Here is a 6,281-nt window from a genome sequence, read left to right as displayed (position 1 = left end):
CGTCCCACCCCCCGCGCGCGGGGCGCCGCCCCGCCGCGCCCCCCCCCCCCTCGATGGCGGGAGGCTCAGGAAGCTTGGGACAGCACGATTTCCGCGTGCTGCTCGACGACGCAGTCACAGGCCGCGTCGAGGGTGTGGCAGTCGATGATCAGGGCGTGCCGCACGCGATCGTCATCGGTGCAGCCGTCGTCCGTGCATTCGGCGAATCCGCCGTCCGGATGCACGACCAGTGTGCCGTGACAGTGGTCGATACCGGCGGTACAGGACGCACAGTCCATGATGCTGTTCCGCCTTCCGTGTCCTGCGGGCTTCCGCGATCTTGCTCGATTCGACCCGACTGCTTCTTGGTACCACCCGGGGAGGCCAGAGTCTGGCATACGCGCGGCGTGTCGCCGTCACCGGTCCGGTACTCCCGGTGAACAGCCTGGTCACCGCCTCGGCCCCGCCCGGAGTCCACTTCGGACCCACGGTGCGCCGACACACGTACACCGACGGACGACACGCGTATCCGGACGGACGACTCGACGGTGTCAGGCGCTCTTCGGCGAACGCCGTGCGCGCGGCGTGGCGGGCTTTTTCGCGGCTTTCGGGTCCGCTTCGGACTTTCCGGACGCCTTGCGCACCGCGGGTTTCCGCGCGGGGGCGGGTTTGCGGGACTTCTTCGCCGCGTTGACGCTCGCCTGCAACGCCGACATCAGATCGACCACGTCGGCCTTCGCCGCGACCGGGCCGGGTTTCGCGGTCTCGTTCCCCGCGACCTTCGCCTCGATCATCGATTCGAGCGCTTCGCGATAGCTGTCCGAGTACTTCTCCGCCTCGAAGACCGGTTCCGACAGCGAGTCGATGAGCGAACCCGCCATGGTGATCTCCTGCGCGCGCACCTGCGGGAGATCCTCGTGCAGGAACGGGAAGTCCGGGGTACGGACCTCGTCGGGCCACAGCATGGTGGTCATCACCAGGACGTCGTCGTGCACGCGGAGCACGGCCAGGCTCTCCCGCTGCCGGACGGCGACCTTCGCGATGGCCACGTGGCTCGCCTTCTGCAGCGCGTCCCGCAGCACGACGTACGGCTTCACCGCGTTCTTCTGCGGTTCCAGGTAATAGGTCTTGTCGAACTGGATCGGGTCGATGGACTCCATCGGCACGAACTCCAGGACGTCGATCATGCGCTGGGTGGGCAGCGGCAGGTCGGCCATGTCGGCGTCGGTCAGCACCACCATCTCGCCGTCGGGCAGCTCGTAGCCCTTGGCGATCTCGGCGTAGGGCACCTCCTGCCCGTCGACCGTGCAGAACCGCTTGTACTGGATCCGCCCGCCGTCGGCCTCGTGCACCTGCCGCAGGGAGACGTTCTTGTTCTCGGTGGCCGCGTACAGCTGGATCGGGATGCTGACCAGCCCGAACGACACCGAGCCCTTCCACATCGCCCGCATGCCCGCACCTCCGCCGATCACCGAACCCGTACTCACGCTACGTAACAACCGTAACCCGAAACGCCCACCCGCGACAGTCTGAGCATGGGAGACGGCCTTCTTCCAGCCTGCTCACAGCGACCGGAGGCCTGCCCGAAAGTCTGCCCGATTCGTGCGTGTCGCGCAGATTTTTGCGTGCCACGCAACTTTTGGCTACGCTCGCCGTATGCCCTCCGAATCCCGGTCGCGGCCCGGCCTGCGCGAACGCAAGAAGCAGGCGGCCCGTCGCGCGCTCAGCGAAGCCGCCCTGCGCCTGGCGGTCGATCGCGGCCTGGACCAGGTGAAGGTCGAGGACATCGCCGCCGAAGTGGGCGTCTCCCCGCGCACGTTCAACAACTACTTCTCGTGCAAGGAGGAGGCGGTCTGCGAGTTCGTCGTCGATCGCCAGCACCGCGTCCGCGACGCACTGCTCGCTCGTCCGGCGGAGGAGCCGCTGTGGGAGGCCATCACCGGCGCGGTGCTCGAACAATATTCGCGTGACGGCGAACCCGATCGGGCCTATGTTTCCCGGGTCCGCGCGCTGATGGGGCATGCTGCCTTGCGGGGAGAGTTCCTCAAGGCACATCACACCGTCGAACGCCTCCTCGCCGACGCCATCATCGAACGGGCCGAAGCCGACACCGGGGACGAGCTGTACGCCCGTCTGATGGCCGGGGCGGTGGAAAGCGCGGTCCGGCTCGCCTTCGTCGAATGGTTCACGTCGGACCAGCAGGTGTTCCTGCCGACGCTGACCCGGCTCCTGGGGGAACTGTCGGCGGGTTTTCCCACGCTCACCACCACTTCCGGTCGCCGGGACACGGACCGGGAAAGCACCATCGCTTAGCACCACCCGAACGACAACACCACCACTGGGGGGAGTCACCGTTGTGCTGATCAAGCTCCTGCGCAGTCATCTGCGCCCGTATCAGGGCGTCCTGTGGCTGGTCGCACTGCTTCAGCTCATCCAGACGCTGGCCGGGCTGTACCTGCCCACACTGAACGCCGACATCATCGACCACGGCGTGGTCAAGGGGGACATCGGCGCCATCCTGGGCATCGGCGGCGCGATGCTGCTGGTCTCGCTGGTCCAGATCTGCGGCTCGCTGGGCGCGGTCTACTTCGGCGCGCGCACCGCGATGGCGCTGGGCCGGGACGTCCGGTCCGCGGTCTTCCACCGGGTGCAGGACTTCTCCGCCCGCGAGGTCGGCCAGTTCGGCACCCCGTCGCTGATCACCCGCACCACCAACGACGTCCAGCAGGTACAGATGCTGGCGCTGATGACCTTCACCCTCATGGCGTCCGCGCCGATCATGTGTGTCGGCGGCATCATCATGGCGCTCAACCAGGACGTCCCGTTGTCCTCGCTGCTGCTGGTCATCGTCCCGGTGCTGGGGATCGCGGTGAGCGTCATCGTGGCGAAGATGCGCCCGGCCTTCCGGCTCATGCAGGAACGGCTGGACCGGATCAACCAGGTCCTGCGCGAGCAGATCATGGGTATCCGGGTGATCCGCGCGTTCGTCCGTGACACGCACGAGCGCGAGCGCTTCGCGAAGGCCAACGACGACCTGCTGACCGTGTCGCTGCGGGTCGGCAGGCTCATGGCGCTGATGTTCCCGATCGTGATGCTGGTGATGAACGCCTCCAGCGTCGCCGTGCTCTGGTTCGGCGGGCAGCGCATCGATTCGGGCAGCATGCAGATCGGCGCGCTGACCGCGTTCCTGTCCTATCTGATGCAGATCCTGATGGCGGTCATGATGGCCACCTTCATGTTCATGATGGTGCCGCGCGCGGAGGTCAGCGCCGAGCGGATCACCGAGGTGCTGGACACCGAGCCGAGCGTGCGCCTGCCGGTCACGCCCATCCGGCCCGGTGCCGTGCACGGTCATCTCGAACTGGCCGGGGTGGAATTCCGTTACCCCGGCGCGGAAAAGCCGGTGCTGTCCGACATCTCACTGATCGGCCGCCCCGGCGAGACGACCGCGGTGATCGGCAGTACCGGCACCGGGAAGACGACATTGCTCAACCTCATCCCCCGCCTGATGGACGCCACGGCGGGCTCGGTGAAGGTCGACGGAGTCGACGTCCGCGACCTCGACCCGACGACCCTGTCGTCGGTCGTGGGGCTCGTCCCGCAGAAGCCGTACCTGTTCGCGGGCACGATCGCGAGCAACCTGCGGTACGGCAATCCGGACGCCACCGACGAAGACCTGTGGCACGCGCTGGAGGTCGCGCAGGCCAAGGATTTCGTCGAGCAGAAGCCGGAAGGACTCGACACGCCGATCGCGCAGGGCGGCACCAACGTCTCGGGCGGCCAGCGCCAGCGGCTGGCGATCGCCCGGATGCTCGTGCACAAGCCCGAGATCTACCTCTTCGACGACTCGTTCTCGGCGCTCGACTACGCCACCGACGCCGCGCTACGGCGGGCGCTGGCGGCCGAGACCGCGGAAGCCACCGTCGTCATCGTCGCGCAGCGGGTCAGCACGATCCGGGGCGCCGACCGCATCATCGTGCTCGACGAAGGCCGGGTCGTCGGCACCGGAACCCACCACGAACTCATGGACGGCAACGAAACCTATCGGGAGATCGTGCTGTCGCAGCTGACTGAACAGGAGGCGGCATGAGCGACGCTTGCGAGCGAATCATCGACATCATGCGCCAAAAGGGATTGGACACTGTCTCGCGAAGCGAGGCCATCGCATGAGCACCACCGACTCCTCGGAGACCGCCAAGACCGAAGCGGGCGAGCGGCCGACCGCCGCGCGGACGCACGGGAGCGCGCCCGGGACGGGGCCCAGCCAGAGCGGGCCCGGCAGATGGATGTCCGGCGGCATGCCGCCGGAGAAGGCGTTGGACTTCAAGGGATCCTTCGCCCGGCTGCTGCGCCTGCTGCAGCCGCAGCGCGCGGCGCTGGCCGGGGTTCTCGCGTTCGGCGCGCTGAGCGTCGCGATGACCGTGATCGGGCCGAAGGTGCTCGGCAAGGCCACCGACCTCATCTTCGCGGGCGCGCTCGGCCACGACATGCCGGCCGGTCTCAGCAAGGAAGCCGTGATCGCCGGGCTGCGGGCCCACGGCGAGAACACCAAGGCCGACATGCTCGGCGGCGTCGACTTCGTGCCCGGGGCGCCGATCGACTTCACCGGGGTCGGCCGGATCCTGCTGATCGTGCTGGGCCTGTTCGTCATCGCGTCGTTCTTCTCGCTGATCCAGGCGCGGCTGACCACGACGCTGGTGCAGCGCGCGGTGTTCGACCTGCGGCAGCAGGTGGAGTACAAGTTCGCGCGGCTGCCGCTGAAGTACTTCGACCGCCAGCCGCGCGGCGAGGTGCTGAGCCGGGTCACCAACGACATCGACAACCTCGCGCAGTCGCTCCAGCAGACGCTCGCGCAGATCGTGTCCTCGGTGCTGACGGTCATCGGCGTGCTGGTGATGATGTTCATCATCTCGCCGCTGCTGGCGGTGATCGCGTTGCTGACCGTGCCGGCGTCGGTGTTCGTGGCGGCGAAGATCGGCAAGCGGGCGCAGCCGCAGTTCATCAAGCAGTGGTCCACCACCGGGCGGCTCAACGCGCACATCGAAGAGATGTACACCGGGCATTCACTGGTGAAGGTGTTCGGCCGCCGCAAGGAGGCGCAGAAGACCTTCGTCGAGCACAACGACTCGCTGTACGCGTCGAGTTTCAAGGCGCAGTTCATCTCCGGGATGATCCAGCCCGCGATGATGTTCATCGGCAACCTGAACTACGTGCTGGTGGCCGTGATCGGCGCGCTGCGGGTCACCTCGGGCGGGCTGTCGCTCGGGGACGTGCAGGCGTTCGTCCAGTACTCGCGGCAGTTCAGCCAGCCGGTCACGCAGATCGCGAGCATGGCGAACCTGCTGCAGTCCGGTGTCGCCTCGGCGGAGCGGGTGTTCGCGCTGCTGGACGCCGAGGAGCAGGAACCGGAACCCGCCGAGCCCGCGCGGCCCGAGGTCGTCCGCGGCCAGGTCGAGTTCCAGGACGTCTCGTTCCGGTACCTGCCGGACACGCCGCTCATCGAGAACCTTTCGCTCAGCGTCGAACCGGGCCACACGGTCGCCATCGTCGGCCCGACCGGCGCGGGCAAGACCACGCTGGTCAACCTGCTCATGCGGTTCTACGAGATCGACGGCGGCCGGATCACCCTCGACGGCGTCGACATCGCGAAGATGAACCGTGAGGAGCTGCGCGACAAGACCGGCATGGTGCTGCAGGACGCGTGGCTGTTCGGCGGGACGATCGCGGAGAACATCGCGTACGGCGCGGACAACGCCACGCGCGAGGAAATCATCGAGGCCGCCAAGGCGACGCACGTCGACCGTTTCGTGCGTACCCTGCCCAACGGCTACGACACGGTGATCGACGACGAGGGCGGCACCGTCAGCGCGGGTGAGAAGCAGCTCATCACGGTGGCACGGGCTTTCCTGGCGAAACCGGCGATCCTCATCCTCGACGAGGCGACCAGCTCGGTCGACACCCGCACCGAGGTGCTCATCCAGCGGGCGATGAACTCGTTGCGGGCCGGCCGGACGAGCTTCGTCATCGCGCACCGGCTGTCCACGATCCGGGACGCCGACGTCATCCTGGTGATGGAATCGGGCCGGATCGTCGAACAGGGCGACCACGAAACCCTGTTGCTGACCGGCGGCGCGTACTCGCGGCTCTACGCCGCCCAGTTCGCCGAGGCGATGGCCGAAACGGACTGACCGGGAAGCGGGGGGGGGGGGGGCGAGTGTTGGGATCGTGACGACTCCTGTGAGACAGCAGTGGGCGGCGCCGCGCCCTCTCACCAATTCTGCCGCGCACCCCACCGTCGTGTG

General features: G+C 67.7%; 5 protein-coding genes. 3 read left to right on the top strand and 2 right to left on the bottom strand.

Annotation, left to right across the window (positions count from 1 at the left end; genetic code table 11):
* Nucleotides 1–65: 65 nt before the first annotated feature.
* Both ACFWY9_RS10885 and ACFWY9_RS10880 read right to left on the bottom strand, forming a co-directional pair.
* Nucleotides 66–278 (bottom strand): hypothetical protein, encoded by a 213-nt coding sequence (locus ACFWY9_RS10885; RefSeq protein ID WP_378322471.1) that lies wholly within the window; start codon nt 276–278, stop codon nt 66–68.
* A 252-nt stretch (nt 279–530) separates the two neighbouring features.
* Nucleotides 531–1,430: a Ku protein gene (locus ACFWY9_RS10880; protein WP_378338725.1), complete on the bottom strand. Its 900-nt coding sequence runs from the start codon at nt 1,428–1,430 to the stop codon at nt 531–533.
* A gap of 205 nt (nt 1,431–1,635) precedes the next feature.
* On the opposite strand from ACFWY9_RS10880, the gene ACFWY9_RS10875 reads away from it, so the two are divergent.
* The 3 genes from ACFWY9_RS10875 (at nt 1,636) to ACFWY9_RS10865 (ending at nt 6,167) form a co-directional block, all read left to right on the top strand.
* Nucleotides 1,636–2,292 carry a TetR/AcrR family transcriptional regulator gene (locus ACFWY9_RS10875; protein ID WP_378322469.1) on the top strand — a complete coding sequence of 219 codons (657 nt, stop codon included), beginning with the start codon at nt 1,636–1,638 and terminating at the stop codon, nt 2,290–2,292.
* A gap of 43 nt (nt 2,293–2,335) precedes the next feature.
* Entirely contained in the window at nt 2,336–4,069 is a 1,734-nt protein-coding gene (locus tag ACFWY9_RS10870; protein ID WP_378338724.1) for an ABC transporter ATP-binding protein, read from the top strand.
* 76 nt (nt 4,070–4,145) lie between these two features.
* On the top strand, nt 4,146–6,167 hold the full coding sequence (locus tag ACFWY9_RS10865) for an ABC transporter ATP-binding protein (protein ID WP_378322466.1): 2,022 nt from the start codon (nt 4,146–4,148) through the stop codon (nt 6,165–6,167).
* The last annotated feature ends 114 nt before the right edge of the window (nt 6,168–6,281 follow it).

It is taken from the genome of Amycolatopsis sp. NPDC059027, from assembly GCF_042739735.1.
Lineage (GTDB): Bacteria > Actinomycetota > Actinomycetes > Mycobacteriales > Pseudonocardiaceae > Amycolatopsis.
Note: the sequence above shows the minus strand (reverse complement) of the source record. Positions and strands in the feature narration are given on the sequence as shown.